The 17,048-nt window shown below is 58.6% G+C and carries 14 protein-coding genes; 7 read left to right on the top strand and 7 right to left on the bottom strand.

Annotated elements, in window-relative coordinates:
• Positions 1-16: 16 nt before the first annotated feature.
• Positions 17-5,098, bottom strand: coding sequence for a hypothetical protein (locus tag Q1A74_RS07215; protein WP_299594167.1), 5,082 nt, complete (start codon positions 5,096-5,098; stop codon positions 17-19).
• Between the two features lie 432 nt (positions 5,099-5,530).
• Here Q1A74_RS07215 and Q1A74_RS07210 point away from each other — a divergent pair, with 432 nt between their 5' ends.
• The 4 genes from Q1A74_RS07210 to Q1A74_RS07195 are packed head-to-tail and all read left to right on the top strand — an operon-like array spanning position 5,531 to position 8,704.
• Positions 5,531-6,385, top strand: coding sequence for a MipA/OmpV family protein (locus Q1A74_RS07210; RefSeq protein WP_299594165.1), 855 nt, complete (start codon positions 5,531-5,533; stop codon positions 6,383-6,385).
• Between the two features lie 2 nt (positions 6,386-6,387).
• A complete protein-coding gene (locus Q1A74_RS07205; RefSeq protein WP_299594163.1) occupies positions 6,388-6,753 on the top strand; it encodes a DUF3019 domain-containing protein in 366 nt (121 codons plus the stop codon).
• Entirely contained in the window at positions 6,753-7,505 is a 753-nt protein-coding gene (locus tag Q1A74_RS07200; RefSeq protein WP_299594161.1) for a response regulator transcription factor, read from the top strand. The genes Q1A74_RS07205 and Q1A74_RS07200 overlap by 1 nt, the downstream gene beginning before the upstream one ends.
• Positions 7,505-8,704 (top strand): ATP-binding protein, encoded by a 1,200-nt coding sequence (locus tag Q1A74_RS07195; RefSeq protein WP_299594159.1) that lies wholly within the window; start codon positions 7,505-7,507, stop codon positions 8,702-8,704. Before Q1A74_RS07200 ends, Q1A74_RS07195 begins: the two co-directional genes overlap by 1 nt.
• A gap of 39 nt (positions 8,705-8,743) precedes the next feature.
• Here the strand turns inward: Q1A74_RS07195 and Q1A74_RS07190 are convergent, their stop codons facing one another.
• On the bottom strand, positions 8,744-9,301 hold the full coding sequence (locus tag Q1A74_RS07190; RefSeq protein WP_299594157.1) for a hypothetical protein: 558 nt from the start codon (positions 9,299-9,301) through the stop codon (positions 8,744-8,746).
• 2 nt (positions 9,302-9,303) lie between these two features.
• Positions 9,304-10,509 carry a TIGR03032 family protein gene (locus Q1A74_RS07185; protein WP_299594155.1) on the bottom strand — a complete coding sequence of 402 codons (1,206 nt, stop codon included), beginning with the start codon at positions 10,507-10,509 and terminating at the stop codon, positions 9,304-9,306.
• A 196-nt stretch (positions 10,510-10,705) separates the two neighbouring features.
• On the opposite strand from Q1A74_RS07185, the gene Q1A74_RS07180 reads away from it, so the two are divergent.
• The gene (locus Q1A74_RS07180) at positions 10,706-11,083 is read left to right on the top strand and encodes a VOC family protein (RefSeq protein WP_299594153.1); all 378 of its coding nucleotides are present in this window, start codon (positions 10,706-10,708) and stop codon (positions 11,081-11,083) included.
• A 255-nt stretch (positions 11,084-11,338) separates the two neighbouring features.
• Positions 11,339-13,147, top strand: a complete 1,809-nt coding sequence (gene typA, locus Q1A74_RS07175) for a translational GTPase TypA (protein ID WP_299594151.1) — start codon at positions 11,339-11,341, stop codon at positions 13,145-13,147.
• Between the two features lie 66 nt (positions 13,148-13,213).
• Here typA and Q1A74_RS07170 read toward each other — a convergent pair whose 3' ends face one another.
• The 3 genes from Q1A74_RS07170 to Q1A74_RS07160 form a co-directional block, all read right to left on the bottom strand.
• Positions 13,214-13,780 (bottom strand): glutathione S-transferase, encoded by a 567-nt coding sequence (locus Q1A74_RS07170; protein ID WP_299594149.1) that lies wholly within the window; start codon positions 13,778-13,780, stop codon positions 13,214-13,216.
• 163 nt (positions 13,781-13,943) lie between these two features.
• Positions 13,944-14,690, bottom strand: coding sequence for a VIT1/CCC1 transporter family protein (locus Q1A74_RS07165; RefSeq protein WP_299594147.1), 747 nt, complete (start codon positions 14,688-14,690; stop codon positions 13,944-13,946).
• Positions 14,691-14,722: 32 nt separating this feature from the next.
• Complete coding sequence (locus tag Q1A74_RS07160; protein ID WP_299594145.1) at positions 14,723-15,238, bottom strand: macro domain-containing protein; 516 nt, start codon at positions 15,236-15,238, stop codon at positions 14,723-14,725.
• Between the two features lie 110 nt (positions 15,239-15,348).
• Here Q1A74_RS07160 and Q1A74_RS07155 point away from each other — a divergent pair, with 110 nt between their 5' ends.
• Complete coding sequence (locus Q1A74_RS07155) at positions 15,349-16,449, top strand: GGDEF domain-containing protein (RefSeq protein ID WP_299594143.1); 1,101 nt, start codon at positions 15,349-15,351, stop codon at positions 16,447-16,449.
• Between the two features lie 20 nt (positions 16,450-16,469).
• On the opposite strand, the gene Q1A74_RS07150 is transcribed toward Q1A74_RS07155, so the two are convergent.
• On the bottom strand, positions 16,470-16,859 hold the full coding sequence (locus Q1A74_RS07150; protein ID WP_299594141.1) for a thioesterase family protein: 390 nt from the start codon (positions 16,857-16,859) through the stop codon (positions 16,470-16,472).
• Positions 16,860-17,048 lie beyond the last annotated feature (189 nt).

The following is a 17,048-nucleotide window of genomic DNA, read 5'->3' as shown; positions in this document are numbered from 1 at the left end:
CCCCGACCACAGTGTTTTACAGGCTGCGCGAGACAGAGAACTTGGCACTCAGGCCATTCTTGTCCACCTCACCGCTATGCACGCCTAGGCCACCTTTGATGTCCCAGACGCGATAACGGCCATCGACGCCAAAATCGATATTGAAGCCGTTGCCGGAAACATCACTGGTAAATGCCACACCGTTGCTGTGGAGGTCATGGGTGTCATTGGTCACGCGATCGGCAACACTGAAGGTCACGTAGGGCATTGCGTAGCCTTCCGGCATAGAGAAGGACTTGCTCAGGCTCACACCCAGGCGCGCGCGTTTGCTGTTGCCGAGATCGGTAGCGTAGTTGTAGGCACCGTCGGAGGAGGCGAAGGCGTCCATCTCCATCTTGACGTCATCCCACTGGGCAAAGGAGGTCAACGACAGGCCGGATTCCAGCTGATGTCGCCAGCCACCGGTGAGGCTGAAGCCGTGCGCCTGACCGGAGGTAGCAGCCACAGAATCATAAGCCTGGATATTCGCGTCGAAATCCATCACCTGATACATGGCGCTGGCATAGAAGGCACCCAAATTCCAGTTGCCGCTGATACCGTAGCTCTTGGTATCCAGGAGTGCGCCGGACTGCTGGTCAACCTGGTTACCATCGGCGGTACCCAGCCCCACCATCGGGCTAACGGAAACCCAGTGATCGCCGATGCGAGTGGTATAAGTGGCACCCGCCATCTGGCCACCGAGCTGCTGGGTGAAGCCCAGCGCCTGGCTCGCCACCGCACCACTGACTTCCACGTCGCTGTCGCTGTGGAACATGGTGGACCAGGCGCGCAGTCCTTGCTGACGACCGAGCTCACTGCTGCTGGCGCCGCGCTGCTCATCGAACTGAACCGAGGCGGATTTCATCCACATGTTCTCGGCCAGGTGCGACACAGAGCTGGCCGCGGCACCCAGGTTAGACAGGCCAGCGGTGTAGGCGATCACCCAGTTGCCGCCGCCGTCCTGCTGCAGCTCCGCAGACAGAATAGTGTCGGCGAACTGGCCGCCGAAACCGGCAAACTGCACCGCATCCGCCTCTACATCGCCATTGACCTGCAGTACAGGTCCGGTGGTGATTTCACCCTGAGCCTGCTCGGTCACGACCATACCCAGACGAACCGACAGGCTGCGGGTTTCACCGGAATTGAATACTTCCTGCGCGACCATATCGCCATTGATCACGATGCGGTCACTGCTGCCGCCGGCTACATCGACAATCAGCTCGCCACTGTTGTCGTAGCGGCCGTTGAAGACCACGTCGCCATTGATGGTGAGGGTATCGCCCACTACACCGTTGACGCCGTTGAAGGTGATGTAGTTAGCGCCGGATGACAGGTTGATCATCTGGCCTTGGGCACCCAGGTCGATGACGCTGTCGCCTGAGAACAGGATGTCACCCACCTCGTTGACGAAGGTGTTCACACCGTCGCCCATGTCGATGACCGCGTCGTTCAGAGTGATGCGGCCGGCGCTGGTAACCAGTCCGTACTGATTTACGGCCACGCCGTTCTTCAGGTAATCGGCACCGTCACCGGTAATGATGGAACCAGTGATATTGCCGTAGTTAAGTATCTGGTTAGGAGCAACCTCTCCGGTCTCCAGGTCCTCGAAGTGCTGACCGCGCACATCCAGTGCGACACCGTTTGCACCAGTGGTGATAGTACCGGTGTTAACTACGAAAGCCGGCGACCCGCCGCTAAACACGGACATGGCGGTGCTGTTGTCACCGGTAGTGATATTGCCGGTATTGACCGCATAGGCAGAAGCGCCAGTCACCTGTACGCCGATGGCGTTGTCACCCACGGTGATATCACCGGAGTTCACTGCGCTGGCGTAAATTGCGTAGGTGCGCATACCGAAGCTGTTGTCACCAGTAGTGATGCTGCCGGCATTTTGCGTTGCTGCCTGCACGTATCCAATGGCGTGCATGCCAAAAGTGTCGTCGCCGGTTACGATCTCGCCACCCTCCAGCTGCACCGCCGCGGCCATGTAAAAGCCTTGAGCAAAGATGCCGGCGGTGTCATCACCGGTGGTGATGGTGCCCGCATTGACCAGGGTGCTGTACCGATTCATCTGAAGACCGCCGGCGCTTGCCATGGCGGCGGAGCCCATGGAGTAGTTGGTCGAGTAGAAATCGCCACTGCCGATGGTGATATCACCGCTGTTGTAACCCAGGCTGCTGGCACCACCCACGGCCAAGCCGAAGCTATGGTCACCGCTGGAAATCTGCCCAGTATTGACAGCAACTGCCGTGGCCTGGCCTTCGAAGGCGTTGGTGAAGAAGCCCGGCCCGGTGGCGTTGGTTGCCTGGATACCGGCGGAGTTGTCTCCTGTGGTGACGGTGCCGTTGTTGGCGACCATCGCATAGGAATCAATACCCAGCACAGTGCTGGACTGCAGGCCGGCAGAATTAATGGTAAACGCGGTTTCGCGGTGGTCGCTGGCCTCGATGACGGCGCCACTGCCAACGGTAACGGTGCCGTCGTTGATCACCATGGCATCGCCGCCGACGCTGGCCGCAATTAACCCCTTGCCCAATTCGCCGGCGCTGACCACGCCGTCGGCGGTATTGATCACGGTGTTGTTGGCCCAGCTGTCACCACCCGGGTCCGCAGCGATAGCGACGGAGTGCACGCGCACAGGGTTGTAAGTATCAAAGCGCTCGCCCAGTACGCCGTCACCCACGGACACGCTGCCGCTGTTGATAATTGTGGCCTCACCATAGGTGGCAGAAAGGCGGATACCGGTGGACAGGTCGCCCATGGCGATGTCGCCGGTATTGACCACATTGGTCTCGAAGAACTCGATGCTGTCGCGATAAGAGAGCTCAGTGCCGGTGCGCTCTTCCCAGGCGGCAAGAGATTCCGGCCCATAAGCCGCGAACGGCAGGTCGGTGCCCTTGAGGTTGCTGTTGGTGGTGGACACCGAGATGCCCACAGACGTCACCAGATAAGGGTTGATAGTCTCCAGATCACCGGCTTCGTTGTAGACCAGCACATCGGCCTTATCCATGGTGCCAGTAATGCTGCCGCTATTGAGCACATTGGTATCGCCACCGAAGCCGGCATAGGTGTCGTTCAATACCTCGCGGTCGAAGCCGCCGTAGATTTCCTCATTACCGATACTGTCGTTGCCAAACAAGATGTGGTAAACGTAGGAGGAAATACGCATACCGCGGCTGCTGTCACCAACCAGCTGGATGTCGCCGCTATTAATGACCTGGGTCTCGCCCACACCGGAAGTACGGATGCCGGTGCTGTCAGCGCCCACTAGGATGCTGCCACTGTTCTCGATGGCGGTGGCGCCCATGGTAGCCGCATTGATCGCCGTGGCACCGGTGGCCGCTGTGATGTCGATGGTACCGCTGTTGACGATGGTGATATCACCGAGGTCTTCAACGTAGCCGCGACCTTCCTTCACGGTTTGGTTGTAGTAGTGCTTGGTGGGTGTTTCGATACCGTCGCCGTCCAGGTCAGTGGCGTACCACGCATCGCCCGCCTCGACGCCATCACCGGGCACCACATTGGTCTCGTAGGGCAGCGGCTCGCAGGGCGGGCCGAAAAAGCCGCCACAGCCCGGGGTCTGGGCGTATTCGACGGTGTACTGGGTAGAAAAGCCGGCCATGGCGCTGGCGTCGATACCGGCACCGCCTTCGCCGGCACCTACCGTGATATCACCGCTGTTGTCGATAATGATCTCGTCGCCGGACGGGTTATGGGCAAGGATACCGGTACCCGCAGCGCCGACGGTAATAGTGCCGGCATTGGCAATCTGGATACGGCTATCACCGCCATCGGCATTGAAGATCTTGCCGACATATTCGGTGCTGCTGTGGAAGTAAGCCGGGGCTTTGTATTTGCTGGTCCCAGGCGCGCCGCTTGTCGGGCGGTAGGAAACGCCGTTATCGACGCTGTAGCCGTACTGGTAAACCAACTCGGCATTCGCTGCGGTGGTTGCACTGATGCCCACGGAGTCGGCACCCAGGGCGATATCGCCAGTGTTGCTGATGCCGATGTCGCCGCTGTCGGTATGGCTGCGCACACCGTAGGCCACGTCGCCGGCGTCGATGCTGCCGGCATTACTGATATTGATATCACCAGTGGCGCTGGCCGCGTCGATACCGATGACGCTGGCGGAGGTCTCAAACCGGTACTGGGTGCCGCCGCGGCTCTGGTTGGGCAGGAACACTTGGTTACGGTCGGCATAGAGACGCAGGTCGTCAACGCCGTCGCCATCGGTATCTACATCGATCGGGTTAACACCACCGCTGGAGATGCTGTAATGGGTGTGGTATTCCACTTTCAGGCCGCTGCCCATACTGATATCGCCGGTATTGGCGATATCGATAGTGCCCGCGTCGGTCTCGGCGCTGATCGCGGCGATATCATCAAAGTCCAGCTCGCCCTGGTCGGCGATCACAATACTCAGATCCTCGATGGGCCCACCGTTGTCCTGCAGTGGGCCGGTGAGCACAGACTGGTCCAACCCCAGATAGCTGGCCATATCGCCGGGCGCGACGCCCTCGGCGAAGGTGGCGGCATCGCCCACCGGATTGCCATCGGAGTCCAGCTGAACAGAGCCGGTATAGGTGTAACCACTGTAATTACCCTGCGTGCCGGATTTGCGCAGGCCGTAGTCGTCACCAAAATGAATAATATTTTCTTCGGGGACTTCCAGCGCCGCACCGGCGGCTTGGGTCAGGTCGCCGTGGTTTTCTATGGTAACGGAGCCCTGGGCCACGATTTCGCCGGTGGCCGGGACAATGGAGCTGATCTCGATACCGGTGGCCACGCTGCCCTCGGCAACCACCACCTTGATATCACCGGGCGCCACTTCACCGCCAACGACGGTAAAGTCCTGCACCTGGTATTCGATGGTCGCATCGAACTCGCCGCTGCACTGTACGGTGCCGCTGGTGAATTCGGTGGAAATCGGGTTGCAGGTACCTACCTGCTGGGCGTAGGCGTTGTGCCCGGGTGCGCCGACCGCGATTGCAGTCACCGCGGCGGAAGTAAACAGAGCCTTGCGGACCGCAGAGGTCAGCAGGCTCGGGTTGCTGGGAAAGCCTTTATTAGCGGCCATCGATTCTCTCCCCAAGTTGAATGGTTGCGTGTGCACGCTGTTATCGGAAGTTTTTCAGCGACCGATAAAACCACGGGGTGAATCAAGGTCTCCAAGGGTTTCACGTAACAGTTTGTAATCGCACCAGCCGGGGGCACCACACACGGCGCGGCGCCCCTATTTAGGGCGGGATTTAGGGCCAACGGGATTGAGGTCCAGGCACAGAAATATTGAAAGGTACGAAGCGAATAAAATCGACCCATAAGTCGAGAAATTTCCGCAGACAATTTGTTTGACAAACGTCCAGCCTGACGAAAAAAACCCCAGAAAATCACGTTTTGTAACAGTTTGTAAGGAATGCAATGGGACTCTGGAGCGGCCGGTTACGCTGTGATACAAACGTTCAAAATACAAACAGCACAATACCAATAACACCGCGTCGCGGCTCGCCAGATGACCAGAAGTACTCGACTAATCCCGCTGATATTCCTCGCCGCTCTCGCCCTTGGCTTTGCGCAAGCCCAGGCCGCCGCGCCGTCGGAGATTAATGCACCCGAATGGGAGATCAGCCTCGCCGCGGGTCATGGCTTTCTGGAAAATCCGCTGGCCGGAAAGCGGCACGCAGAGACTTATGTTCTGCCCTCTTTCAGCTACTACGGAAAACGCTTCTTTGTCAGTGACCTGACCGTCGGCTACAGCCTGCTGGAAAACGAGCACGTTTATCTCGATCTGGTGGCGCGCCCCAACGACGATGGGCTCTTCTACCAGCTGGACAAGAACAGCGCAGCCAGCAACGGACTGGTGACAAACTGGTTTACTCAGGCACAGATAACCGACGCCGAGGACCTGGAACGCAAGGCTTCGATCGTCGGCGGCCCCAGCGTGACGCTGGTATCCAGGTGGGTGGACGTGTCCTTCTCCTGGTTTCACGACCTGAGCAATGTGCATCACGGCAGTGAAACCCACTTAAGCTTTGACAAGCAGTATCCACTGCTCGGTGGCGCCATCGGTTTTGGCGTTGGCGCGGTACAGAAAGATGCCGACCTGGTGAGCTATTATTACCAGTTCACAGAAGATGAGGCAGAGGTTTTCTACAACCGCTATCTGCAATGGTTCCCGGTTGCCGATGCCACCGATACCTACGCGCGGCTGCACTTCTCCTACCCGCTGGGCAAGCGGCTCGAGTTGCGCCTGGCGGCGCGCTACAACGACTACGATGAAGCGGGAAGAAATCTAGACATCCTCGAAAACCCGTACACCCTCAGCTGGTTTGTCGGCCTGCAGTACTCCTTTGGCAGCAGACACTGACCATGAAGCGGACCATACTTCTTTCGCTCCTGACACTGGCGCCCGGCCTGGCAACAACCGCCGAGTTGCGGGTTACACCCAGCGTGTGTGCTCTCGACGAGGGCGAGAACCAGTGCAGTGTTTTGGTAAAGCTTGATTTTGAGGCAGACGATGAGGCCCGCTACTGCCTGTCGATTATCGGCCAGGGCCGGGTAAGCTGCTTCTGGGGCGATAACGACGACCTGAAAGTGTACGTCAGCAGCGCCGCTGATATTCGATTCCAGGTGACTGCCAACGAGAACGGGCAAAGCGTAGCCAGCGCGATACTAAAGGTTGGCCAGTACCAGCCCAAGCGCCACCGCCGTCGCTACGGCTGGGGGCTTTTGTGATGAACGCCATGATTGATTCCACCAACTGCGCACCGCTACCCGAGGGAGAGAGCGCACCCGGCAAATACCGGATTTTACTGCTGGAAGATGATGAGCAACTGGCCGAGCTGATTGTGCGCTTCCTGACTGAGCGCCAATGCGAAGTGACCTATGCGGCCAGTGGCAGTGACTTTATGAAGGCCGTGCACCACAAGGAATACGACCTGATAATCGCCGACGTGGTCCTGCCGGATGCCAGCGGCTTCCGCTTGCTGGAGCAATTTCGCAGCCAGCTGCGCTGCCCGCTGATTTTCCTCAGCGCGCTCAGCTCAGTGGACGATCAGGTTGCGGGCTTGCGCCTCGGCGCCAATGACTATCTTGTGAAGCCGGTGGATCCACACTTGTTGTGGGCAAAAATTGAAACCCACCTGCGCGCCACTAGCGGCCAGGTGCCGGCCAGTTCCTGTATTGTCTTCGGCCCACTCAACGTCGACCTGGTGAGCCGTCAGGCCGAGGTGCACAACGAACTGCTACCACTTACCACCAACGAGTTTGACCTGCTACAGATTTTCGCCGAACAACCGGCACGCCTGCTGAGCCGCGAATATCTGTTCCGGCGTGTTATCGGGCGGGAGTTTGACGGGCTCGACCGCGTGATCGATATGCGCGTGAGCCGCTTGCGTAAAAAACTGGATGCCATCGCCGACGGTGTTGCCATCCAGTCTATTCGCGGTCGGGGCTATTCCCTCAATACAGTTCACAGTACGTCCTGATGCGCCTGCAGATGCTGCGCATGGTCAGCGTGCTGGCGCTGGCACTGGTGGTGGTTTACTCGTCCGTTGCGGCCCTGTATGGCCTCTATTCCACGGCTCCCCATGAGTACACCATCAGTGCCTCACAATTGGCACAGGCACTGGAGAGGGGCGATGCCCCCCTGGCCCAGAGTTATCCTGCGGACGCCATTCACTTTTCCAGCGCTCTGCGCCAGCGCCTTAATAGCGGAGAGGTGGTTGGCCTAGACGCTGGCGATGGGCAAATCCTATTTTACCACCGCAGCGGCAACTCGGTGCTGGAGATAGGGCCTTTCCCCCACGAGCCGGCGCACAGCGTTACCCAGTGGCGGCTGCTGTTTATCGGCGCCATGCTGGTGGTTCTTCTATTGCTGATCTGGCCCATGTTCAGCGACCTTAGTCGGCTGCAAAACCAGGCCATTCGTTTCAGTAAAAAGCCCTTTTATATCCCCGAGCAACTCGGCCGCCGGTCCCCTATTTTTCCCCTGGCGGAAACCTTTCGCCGCATGGCCAATATCGTAACCGGCCATTTTCAGATGAATCAGGACCTGGCGCGCACCATCGCCCACGAAATCCGTATGCCGCTGGCGCGGATTAAATTCCAGCAGGCGCTGTCTGCAAGCGGCCCCGAAAAAGATTCTGAAAGTGCACAGGTCATCGACCGCGCCACGCGCGATATTGAACAACTGGTGGAAAAATACCTGGGCTTTGCCCAAGTCGAGGTGCACGAGCAGTTTCTCGCAAGAAAATCCATCGAGCTTGAGACATTTTTTGCCGACTTGGGTTCGCACCTGGAACACCAGTGCCCGGCCCTGAAAATTGCCTATTATTTTCCCGATGAACAGGCCTGGCTGGAGCCAGACTCACTGACCATCGCAATTCAAAACCTAGTGGTAAATGCGACAAAATATGCACGCGACCGGGTCGATATACGCTTTGAATTTGATGGCGAACAGGGTTTTTGCAGTCTTGCGGTAGAGGACAACGGACCGGGGCTAGGCGGTGACGCGCTGGAACTAACCGATGCCTTTACCCGCTCCGCCACAGATGGCCAGGGTTACGGCCTCGGCCTGTATATCGTGAAGAAAGTGATGATGTGGCACGAAGGCGAGCTGCGTCTGGATCAGTCCCCAAGCCTGGGCGGCACCCGCGCGACCCTGCGCTGGCCCAACCGGGCGTAACCCAGGTCAGCCCTATGCCCGTGCGTATCGATTAGAAAACTACCTGATCTGGGCGACACCCTGCGCGGAGAGGTTTTCTTTCACCGTCTCGTCGAATTTGCGCCCATAGACCGGGTCACCATTAGGCAGGTATCCCACGGTAAAGAAACCGATTTTATTGCCCGCCCTCAGCACACTGCGGCGGGTGAGCTTGCGGTTTTCCGGAACCACGATTATGCCAAGTGGTTTGCGCAGCAATACGCTAGGCTCCCAGTGTTTGAGGGTGGCGTAACTCTGCGCAAGCATCTCGCGCCACATCAGGTAGATGCGGTGTCCGGGCTCCACGAACTTGCGATAAAAGTAGTAGGGCTGGCCGTCCCTCGGCGCTACCGCCACATACACCGAAGTAAGCGCGACAATGTCGCCGTCGCGCAACACCATCACCACCACCTGTTGCGCACGGCGCCGAAGCTCAACGTCGGCAAGGCCCCCTGGCAACGCATCGTTGCGCCGCCAGAAGTCGATCACCGCGTGAACATCCTGCGGGGCAAGCTTGCGGTATACATCGAAAAGCTGATAGCCGTTGTAGTCCGCTAACGGACGGTAATCGCCCTGCACCCTTAGCTGCCAGTGCCTGCAGCAGCAGTACTACCAGTGGCGTCCTCATAGGTCACCATGGTCAGGTTTTCCTTGCTCTGCTGGCCAATCCCCATCGGGCAGCGCACGCCGGGCAGTACGGTCAGGTCGAACAGCTCGGATACCGGGCCGTCGAGGCGTATCCAGTGATCCACGGTGCCGGTCTTGAGATTGATAAACTGCACTCCACACCAGGCCTCGGAATCCTTGTCGGCCAGGTTCTGATCCAGCTGCAGGCCTTCGAAGCGCTCGTAGCGCGGCTTGGACAGGCCGACAATGGCATAGTCGCCGTGAATCTGCAGGCCGCGCATAAAGCCCGGGCAGAAGGTGTGCGGCACAAAAGATTTGGTTTCGAAGTCCACGTAACCCAGGTAGCCAGTGCCGCTGTTCAGCACCCACAGTTTGCCGTCCGCCCAGCGCGGCGAGTGCGGCATGGACAGGCCTTCACACACAACCTCGTTGGTCTCGACATCAATGATGATTCCACCGTTGTCACGGCGTTCACGCCAGCCATCGATAGTGTCGGACTTGCACACCGCGGTGACGTATTTGGGCTTACCGTCCACCATGGCCAGACCGTTCAGGTGGCAGCGGTCTTCCGGCACGATCTTGCTGATGAACTCCGGCTTCCAGATTACGCGGAAGCTGTGGGTCAGACTCGGCTCGGCGAGACAGTTGTACTTGGTGTTGACGAAGATGATCTTGCCGTCTTTCTGGATGCCCAGCTCGTGGATATCCACCTCGCCCGTGAACTGCGCGTTGCGCGGTACGTAACAGGCATCGAAGATCTTGTTGGCCACCTGGCCCGGCTGCAGCACGTTCTCAAAGCGCCACACCTGATACAGGCCGCCCATATAAATACGCTTCTGGTTGCCGACGATGCCCATGGCGCGCTGGAAAATACGCTCGTGGAATGACAGTTTGCCGCCGGGCTCGGCGCCGACCATATATACACGGCCGGACTGGTAGGAAGTGAACGCGATAGATAACTGGCGCTGGTGCATCCACTGGGCGAGACCCGCGGAGCAGGATTTCCGCACTGGCTCGGGCTTGGCGGCCTGCTTTTCACCAGCGGTGGGCTCGCTCTGTTCGGTGGCTTCGGTAGATTGTTGCGGCTGCTGCGCGGTGTTTTCTACCTGGTTGTCTGCCGACTGCAATTCGGCTTCGGCGGTCACTTCTGCGTCACTCATTTCGATACCACGGAGTTGCGTTACGGTCCGCTACTGCGGACCCAGTCATTATTTTCATTGGCCAGTTTTCAGCCATATGTGACTTTACCGCGGCTCGCAGCGTGACCGGGCAGATCAACTGTAACAGTTTGTAGCATGCACAAACCGGAGCCGCGGTACACTCTCAACAACCCTTATACAATCTTTAGGAGTTTCGATGTTCAGCCACGTCATGCTTGGGGCAAATGATATTCAGGAATCCAAGGCCTTCTACGATGCGATTCTCGGCGAGCTGGGCTACAAGCCCGGCGTTATCGACCAGAAGGGCCGCTGCTTTTATTTCACCGATACCGGCGTCTTCGCTCTGACCAAACCCATCGACGGCCAGGCCGCAAGCTGCGGTAACGGCAGCACCATCGGTTTTGCGGTAGAAAGTCCGGAACAGGCCGACCGCTGGCACGCGGCTGGCCTCGCCAATGGCGGCGCTCCCAGTGAGGACCCGCCCGGTGTGCGTGAGGGGGGCGGATTGAAGCTATACCTGGCGTACTTGCGTGACCCGGCAGGCAACAAGATTTGTGCAATGCGCCGCCTGTAGGCCGGATCCGCAACCGATTAGCCTGTTTTCTGGCGATCTCGGAGCCGGGCTCCGGCCCGGCATCCCACCAAACCGCACAAATTTCCGCCAATTCGACTCCCAATTGCCACACTTCACCTCTATAATGCGCGCGCTTTGGCCGGATAGCCGCTGTATCTCGTTTCAGCCCAGCCCCCGCCTCCCAAATTCCCGGGTGTGACCACTCTCTACAGGACAGTGTCGCGCCCAATCACGCAATACGCCCAGAGGCCCCCAGTGATAGACAATCTTCGCAATATCGCGATCATCGCCCACGTTGACCACGGCAAGACCACCCTGGTGGACAAGCTGCTGCAGCAGTCCGGCACCCTCGACCGCCGCAGCGCCGACTCCGAGCGCGTGATGGACTCCAACGACCAGGAAAAAGAGCGCGGAATTACCATCCTCGCCAAAAACACTGCCATCCGTTGGAATGACTACCGCATCAACATCGTGGACACCCCCGGGCACGCCGACTTCGGTGGTGAGGTAGAGCGCGTACTGTCCATGGTGGACTCGGTTCTGCTTCTGGTCGACGCGGTAGACGGCCCCATGCCACAAACCCGCTTCGTAACCTCCAAGGCATTCGAACAGGGCCTGAACCCGATCGTTGTGATCAACAAGATCGACCGCCCGGGCGCGCGCCCTGACTGGGTGATGGACCAGGTGTTCGACCTGTTCGACAGCCTCGGCGCTACCGACGAGCAGCTGGACTTCCCGGTGATCTACGCCTCCGCCCTGAATGGCATCGCCGGCATGGACGAGACGGATATGGCGGACGATATGAACCCGCTGTTCCAGCTGATCGTCGACAAGGTCAAGCCGCCGGAAGTCGACCGCGACGGCCCCTTCCAGATGCAGATCTCCGCACTGGACTACAACAGCTACGTGGGCGTGATCGGTGTGGGCCGTATCAAGCGCGGCGCACTGAGACCGAACCAGCAGGTAGTCATCCTCGACCGCGACGAAAAACCGCGCAAAGCGAAAGTACTGCAGGTAATGGGTTACCTCGGCCTGGAGCGAGTGGAAGTCGAACAGGCCAGCGCCGGCGACATCGTGTGTATCACCGGTGTAGGCGACCTGAATATCTCCGACACCCTGTGCGACCCGGAGAAGCCGGAAGCACTGCCGGCACTGTCGGTAGACGAGCCCACCGTGAGCATGACCTTCCAGGTGAACGACTCTCCGTTCGCCGGCCTCGAAGGCAAATACGTCACCTCGCGCAATATCAAAGACCGTCTGGACCAGGAGCTGATCCACAACGTGGCACTGCGTGTGGAGCAGGGCGATTCCCCGGACAAGTTCAAGGTTTCCGGCCGCGGCGAACTGCACCTTTCGGTACTGATCGAATCCATGCGTCGCGAAGGCTTCGAACTGGGTGTTTCCCGCCCGGAAGTAGTGCAGCGCGAAGTCGACGGCGAGATCCACGAACCCTACGAGCAGGTGGTGATCGACGTGGAAGAGCAGCACCAGGGTCCGATCATGGAAGAGCTGGGCCTGCGTAAAGCCGACCTGACCAATATGGAACCGGACGGCAAAGGCCGTGTGCGCCTGACCTTTATCGTACCGTCCCGCGGCATGATCGGTTTCCGCTCCCAGTTCCTGACCATCACCAGTGGCTCCGGTATCATGACCAGCATCTTCGACCACTACGGTCCGGTGAAGGTGGGCGATGTGGCCAAGCGTATCAACGGCGTACTGGTCTCCATGACCAAGGGCAAGACCCTGGCCTACGGCCTGTTCGCGCTGCAGGACCGCGGCCGCCTGTTCCTGGGCCACGGCGAAGAAGTGTATGAAGGTCAGGTGATCGGCATTCACTCCCGCGGCAACGACCTGGTAGTGAACCCGACCAAGGCCAAGCAGCTCACCAACGTGCGCGCTTCCGGTACTGACGACGCGCTGACCCTGTCACCGCCCATTCGTCACACCCTGGAGCAGGCACTGGAATTCATCGAAGACGATGAGCTGGTGGAAGTGACTCCGGAAAGCATCCGGATCCGCAAGAAAATCCTGGCGGAAAATATGCGCAAGCGCGCGAAGAAGTAATTCTTCGCAAGCGAATAAAAAACGGGCCAATCGGCCCGTTTTTTATTTCTCAGAATTTAACTTTATTTAACTTTCCGGCGGTTTTGTCTCGACAAAAATCGGATCCTTCCCGGCAATTTCCAGCAAACCCTGCAGGTTAGCGTGTGCGTCGATCGAAAAGCGGTTGCGGAACTGCCCCCAAGCTACGCCCACGGCAACGCGGTAGTCTGCATCGTCCAGATGGCCGGCCTGCGGGAGCGGTGCCAAATCCAGTTCGGACAGAATCATCTCTACCCGCTTCTGCTGGCGACAGGTGTACTTGTTCGCAGAGATATCGATACCGCTGCGCTCCAGCAGAAACAGGTTAATCGCCGCATCCAGCAGCGTGTTCGCGAGGCAGTAGCGATCCAGATCTTTTGCGCCTGGAATAAATACCTGGCCAGATTTTTCGCGTACATATTTCACAATGGAAGTGGAATCGGTGAGCTTTACGTCGCCATCTTCCAGAAACGGAACCCGCAACGTCGGGGTACCCGGATCTTCATTGGTGTGGATATCCAGCTCCACCATTTCCCACTCGAGTCCCGACTGCATCAGCGCAATGCGACAATGGCGTACAAATGGTGAGGTCAGACTGCCGAAGAGTTTTATCACGTAACTGCTCCCTTGTTTTTAGCCGTTTTCGCTTGCCATCAGTACACGCTGGCTGCTGACCTGACGCTAGTATACAGACGCAGGTAGTCAGGCATAGTCGCAGCGAGATTAGCCAATCACACCAGCAACTAAACTCGTACCTAAATTCGTACCTACACCGGTGCTACACCATTGCCCCCAGCAGTTTGCCCACAAAGTAGGCCACCGCCGCAGCGAAGATACCGAGGGCAAACGTACGCATGCCGGCGCGCAGCAGCGAGCTGCTGTGCACCCAGCCTTTAACCAGGCCGATCAGAAAAAACACCAGCCCGGCCAGCAAGGTGCTAATCAAAAATTGCCGCGGCATGGATAAACCACGGAACAGGAAGGGCAGCAGTGGCACCATGCCCACGGCAACAAAGGAGACAAAGGTCCAGCCGGCAGATGCCAAGGGGTTCGGCGGGATATCCGACAGGCCGTACTCTTCCCGCAGCATGGTCTCGATCCACAGTGTGCGATTGGCGGTAACCGTGCTGACGATATTTTCCAGGCTCTCGCCACTGAATCCCTTTCTGGCGAAAATCTGGCGAATTTCTTCCACCTCCCCCTCCGGCACCAGCCGAATATGTTGTTCTTCCGTGCGCCGCGCGTGTTCGACCTCGGACTTCTGCGCATTGACCGCTTCAAAATTGCTGACCGCCATGCTGACGCCGTCAGCCAGTAAATTTGCCACCCCCATAACGAGTACTACCACAGGAGAAAAGCCGGCACCAAACGCGCCGGACACAATGGCAAATGTCGTTATGCAGCCATCGATTGCACCGAGTACCGCGTCCGACAAGTGACTCGGCGTCGGTGATTGATCCAGCCGACGGGCGATATTGTCCGGGTGGTGATCGCGTAGTAGTTGGCGCCGACGCACATTTCCCATGGGCTCTGCTCCTGTGCTCTATTCGATATGCGCTATCCGAAAAAGCGCTGGTCCACACTTTGCCAGGCTGCCAGGGCCGCCGGGGAATGAAGGCAAACCGTAAGCAGGGAAAAGTCATCCTGTGCGTCGTGTAAAACTTCCAACCCCTGATGTGCGGCTATCTCATGAGGGAAACGATTGGTGCCCGCACCCAAGGCCGGGAATAGCAGTCGCCGTAACTTTCTATCCCGCGCCAGAGCCAGCACGCTTTTGTAGCATTCCCGCAACTGCGCCACTCCCTCCGCTCCCCACTGGTCTCCGCTGCTCCATTGCGGTGTCACTGTGTGGAGCAGATATTGCACAGGTAAGTTGGGCGCACTGGTGATGCGGGCGCCGCCCACCGGGCACTCCGGCAACTGCGAGCACTCACTGACCAGTGCTTCACCGGCGCGGTCGTAGACCTGAGCAGACAGTCCGCGGCCCCGAATCAGATGTTTATGCGCCGGACAGACCAGGGCATCGGCCTCAATAGTGAGAACGTCGTCACAAATCAGTTGCAGTGGTCCCATGGTGGTCTCCGCGCCAAACCAGTTCGCCTTTACTATAGCCCGCTGGTGTCCCACAGCCGGGACTGGGATCAATCGGCCGATGGATCTGGCCGGAAAATACCACCGAGATTATGGAAATCGCAGCACAACAGAATAACAACGCGAATTATCGCGACACCGCCAGTTCAGACCCGGTTGCCCAGGCGCGCGGGCTGGACCTGCGCCGCCGTATCCAGGCCTCCGGCTATATGCTGATCTTTGCCCTCGCCATTACCGGCGCCATGGGTGTGATTGCGCTGATGGGTGCGGACCTGTTTCTCTCCACCACCCTGTTCGGGGTGGCAGGGGTCATTTTATTGGCCTATATCGGCGTGAACGTGGCTGGCCCTAGCCGCAAAACACCGGTTCTCGTCGGTGCACTGCTGCTAGTACTGTATTTCTACCTGCTGCTGTCTGGCGGCGTGAACAACACCGGGCTAATGTGGGCGGTGATGCTGGTACCAGGGTTTATCAACCTGTACGGCTACAAATGGGGTACCGTGACTCTGGCCGGTGTGGGCGGTGCCACTGCCCTGATCCTGTTCTACCCGGATTTCCCCGGCCTGCTGGCCCAGTACGACACCGCGCACCGTGCGCGCTTTATCGCCGTGTTCGGCGCCCTCACCGCGCTTACCGCGATCCTCGACAGTAGCCGCCACCAGACCCAGCAGATGCTGCACCGGTTGACCGCCGAGCTGGAGAGCCACGCCTGCACCGATGCTCTGACCGGGCTCTCCAACCGCCGCGAGGCTTACAAGGCGATCAATGAGCTGGAACGCCGCAACCACGAGCTGGCCGGACGTTACACCGTGCTGATCGGCGACCTGGACAGCTTCAAGGCGATCAACGATACCTTCGGACACAGCTTCGGCGACCGCGTATTGCAGGATGTGGCGAATGTGCTGCGAGAGAATACCCGCGGCGACGATATTGTCGCGCGCTGGGGCGGGGAGGAGTTCCTGATCCTGTTGCCAAACACCGATGTGGAAGGCGGTGGCGTGTTAGCGGAAAAGCTGCGCAAGAAAGTGGAAGCTCTCAGCGAACACTATGCAGAGGACGTACGCGTCTCCATCAGCTTCGGCGTGGCGGAAGGCGGCACCGCGGAGCCGGGGCACAGCCAGCTGTTGGCAGAGGCGGACTCCCGTATGTACCGCGCCAAGACCGCCGGGCGCAACCAGGTGATCAGCGCCTGACGCATCCCCCTGCGCTTAACTCACGCGAGGTGCTGCAACAGCGCCTCCTTCACCTGCTCGGGAATCGGCGCTTTCGACTGCTGTTCATAGTCAAAGTGCACCATCACACAATCTCCCTGTGCCACCAACTTTTCCTTCTGCCACACCTCCTGATGAATCGTCATGGAGGTATTGCCCACCGCACTCAGGCTGGTGCGAATCTCCACCGGTGAATACAGATAGATCTGTGCGACAAAATCCACATCCATCTTCTTCAGAATCAGGTTCCATTTGTTCAGGCTCAGGTCCGGATTGAACAACTGGAAAATCGGTGTGCGCCCCTGCTCGAACCACACGGGTACCACGGTGTTATTGATATGCCCCAGGGCATCGGTTTCGCTGAAGCGCGGCTCTACCTGATAAGTGAACATCAAAATCCTCGCAAAGTTTTATCCGGTTTTGCTGCAGCCTACCGCATTTTTCACCAAACCGGCTTCCCTCTGGAAAAATCTGCCAACAATTAAGGCAGACCCGGTCAATGGAAAGTAAACTCCCCAACCACAATCCACTACCCTAAGATCTGCAACGCAACAATCTGCGCTGCATTGATTGATTTCCCG

Source organism: uncultured Microbulbifer sp. (genome assembly GCF_947504145.1).
In the GTDB taxonomy this organism is placed as follows: Bacteria; Pseudomonadota; Gammaproteobacteria; order Pseudomonadales; family Cellvibrionaceae; genus Microbulbifer.
The sequence above is the reverse complement of the archived record's forward strand: the minus strand, read 5'-3'. Positions and strand labels throughout refer to the sequence as shown.

What these genes read in the sequence shown, in the direction of transcription:
- Q1A74_RS07215 (WP_299594167.1), bottom strand. Translation starts at nt 5,098, where the DNA reads ATGGCCGCTAATAAAGGCTTTCCCAGCAACCCGAGCCTGCTGACCTCT.
- Q1A74_RS07210 (WP_299594165.1), top strand. Translation starts at nt 5,531, where the DNA reads ATGACCAGAAGTACTCGACTAATCCCGCTGATATTCCTCGCCGCTCTC.
- Q1A74_RS07205 (WP_299594163.1), top strand. Translation starts at nt 6,388, where the DNA reads ATGAAGCGGACCATACTTCTTTCGCTCCTGACACTGGCGCCCGGCCTG.
- Q1A74_RS07200 (WP_299594161.1), top strand. Translation starts at nt 6,753, where the DNA reads ATGAACGCCATGATTGATTCCACCAACTGCGCACCGCTACCCGAGGGA.
- Q1A74_RS07195 (WP_299594159.1), top strand. Translation starts at nt 7,505, where the DNA reads ATGCGCCTGCAGATGCTGCGCATGGTCAGCGTGCTGGCGCTGGCACTG.
- Q1A74_RS07185 (WP_299594155.1), bottom strand. Translation starts at nt 10,509, where the DNA reads ATGAGTGACGCAGAAGTGACCGCCGAAGCCGAATTGCAGTCGGCAGAC.
- Q1A74_RS07180 (WP_299594153.1), top strand. Translation starts at nt 10,706, where the DNA reads ATGTTCAGCCACGTCATGCTTGGGGCAAATGATATTCAGGAATCCAAG.
- Q1A74_RS07165 (WP_299594147.1), bottom strand. Translation starts at nt 14,690, where the DNA reads ATGGGAAATGTGCGTCGGCGCCAACTACTACGCGATCACCACCCGGAC.
- Q1A74_RS07160 (WP_299594145.1), bottom strand. Translation starts at nt 15,238, where the DNA reads ATGGGACCACTGCAACTGATTTGTGACGACGTTCTCACTATTGAGGCC.
- Q1A74_RS07155 (WP_299594143.1), top strand. Translation starts at nt 15,349, where the DNA reads ATGGAAATCGCAGCACAACAGAATAACAACGCGAATTATCGCGACACC.
- Q1A74_RS07150 (WP_299594141.1), bottom strand. Translation starts at nt 16,859, where the DNA reads ATGTTCACTTATCAGGTAGAGCCGCGCTTCAGCGAAACCGATGCCCTG.